This is a genomic window from Streptomyces sp. NPDC054840 (assembly GCF_053611065.1).
Map to the genome: position 1 here is coordinate 1 of NZ_JBSGZP010000977.1, position 2054 is coordinate 2054.

Below are 2054 nucleotides of genomic sequence, written 5' to 3' on the forward strand. Positions count from 1 at the left end.
CAGTCTCCCCCGCCCCGGGTAACGTCCGGCAGCGACAGCACATCACACAAGGCACGCTGGCACCCCACCACCTCGGCCGGGGGGGGGTCCAACCGCCGTTACCCCCCCACCCCCGGTAACGCAGCGAGCCCGCCCGGCCACATGGCCAGGCGGGCTCCGCACCGTGTGCTCGAGGAAGGGCTACCCGTCACCCTGGGCGGCGAGGAGCCGCTCAAGGAGAACCTCGCGCTGAGCCTCATCCATCTTCTCGAAGATCAGATCGGCAACTCCGTTCCCGTCGTGCCATGGCACGCGGGGCAGCTTGAGGATGTCGACGAGGTGAGGCTCATCCACTGCCGGATCGGCGGGGGCCTGGTCGTCAGGCCCCGCCTCGAAGTGCGAACTGTCGCTGGTGTCTTCTACGGGAGCGGGAGGAGGGGTGCTAACGGCGTTAGCACTTGTTGCGGTCTCCTGGCGCGGTTCGGCAGCGGGAGGAGTGCTAACGGCGTTAGCACCCGCGGCGCTGGCCTGCTTCCGCTGTTTGGCAGCCGCCCTCTTGGCCAGGGCTTCCTCCGCGGCGCTCTGCTGCTGCTGTGCGGGGAGCTGGCCGACGTTACGGGCGATCTCCACCGGGAGGCTGCGGTCCTCCACAGCACCCTGGAGCTCCGGAGTGAGCTTCAGGAGCGCGAGGCGCTGAGTGACCCACGGACTGGACTTGCCCAGAGCCCTGGCGACAGCCCGCTGGGACCCGTGGACGTGGACGAGCCGTTGGAGAGCCTTCGCCTCGTCCAGAGGGTCGAGGTTCTCGTGCTGGACGGCCGCGGTGAGAGCCGTCTCCAGAAGGGTGTCGGCGTCCTGGGCGAGGGAGTCGTCGACATGGACGGGAACGTCATCCAGGCCGGCGAGGTTCGACGCCGCCAGGCGACGGTTCCCGTCGACGACGACGTAGGCAGCCTCTCCCAGCCCATCCTCGTGGCCGGGGTGGGCAGTAAGAAAGGCCTGACGGGTGACGACGGTAAGAGGCTGGATGACACCTCGTGCCGTGAGGCTGTCAGCGAGGTCGTCGACGGACTTGAGTTCCTCGCGCGGGTTGTACGGGTTGTGGGCCAAGGTGTCCACCGCAACGCGCAGAGTCCCGCTCTGGCCGGTGACGGTCTGTTCGGCGGCGGGGCCGTCCTGACCCGAGAACCTCGCGAACGAAGCCGCGCGGCTGCTCATGGGCTGGGCGACCGCGTTGAAAGTGGGGGAGTCCCCCAGCATGTCCGCCTTGCTCATGGCGTCTTCACCCCTCGGGCGATCTGCCGCATCTGGTGCGACTGCTCACAATCAGGCGCGTAGTCCAGCAGCGGGCGCTGCTTACGGACCGCCTCGCGCTGCTCCTTCACATCGGGCACCACAGCCAGGACCGGGGGAGTGCCCAGGGACTTCCACTTGTCGAGCGAAGACGTCGCGATGTACCCGCGCCGGCTGTCGAACTTGTTGACGACCAGGCCCAGCTGTTCGATGGCAATGTCGAAGTCCCGGGAAAGGGAGTCGATCTGCTGGATGAGCATCCCGTATGCCTGGGCGGAGGTGTCCTCGGCTTCGACGGGGATGACGAGGCCGGAGGCGCCCGGCTTCTCGTCGTCGCGCTGGCGTCCGTAGTTGAGGGCGGCGTCCATGGCGAGGCCGAGGCTGGGGGGCGAGTCCACGACGATGACGTCGAAGTGTTCCTCGAGGGAGGTGAGGGCCCGCTCGAGAGCGGCGTGGCGGGGGCCTCGGAAGACGGTGAGTCCCGAGTCCAGGAGGAATGCGTCGAACGCGGCGGGCAGGATCCGGAGCCGACCGCCGAACCGGTCACCGTCTATGGCGATGGTCAGGTCGAGGAGCGACTGCTTGGCCTGCTCCCGGTGCAGCATGTGCGTGATGAGGCTTTCCTCGCCGGCGGGGATCGCGGTGAGGCCGAGCTGGTGCGTGAGGTGCCCCTGCGGGTCGTAGTCGACGAGGAGGACCCGCAGACCGCCGATCTCCGCCCCGGCTGCGGCGCCGAGGGCAGTCGGGTCTTCCGCAAGTGCCTGGGCAAGACCGGCGGATAC

The 2054-nt window shown here is 68.5% G+C and carries 2 protein-coding genes; both read right to left on the minus strand.

Annotation, left to right across the window (positions count from 1 at the left end; translation table 11 throughout):
* Window positions 1-180: 180 nt before the first annotated feature.
* A complete protein-coding gene (locus tag ACWGIU_RS36590; protein ID WP_453712389.1) occupies window positions 181-1254 on the minus strand; it encodes a ParB/RepB/Spo0J family partition protein in 1074 nt (357 codons plus the stop codon).
* The coding region (locus ACWGIU_RS36595; RefSeq protein ID WP_453712390.1) for a ParA family protein at window positions 1251-2054 on the minus strand (804 nt) is incomplete at its 5' end. The genes ACWGIU_RS36595 and ACWGIU_RS36590, both read right to left, overlap by 4 nt.

Excerpts from the sequence above, each read along its gene's own strand:
- ACWGIU_RS36590 (WP_453712389.1), bottom strand. The coding sequence starts at position 1,254 with ATGAGCAAGGCGGACATGCTGGGGGACTCCCCCACTTTCAACGCGGTC.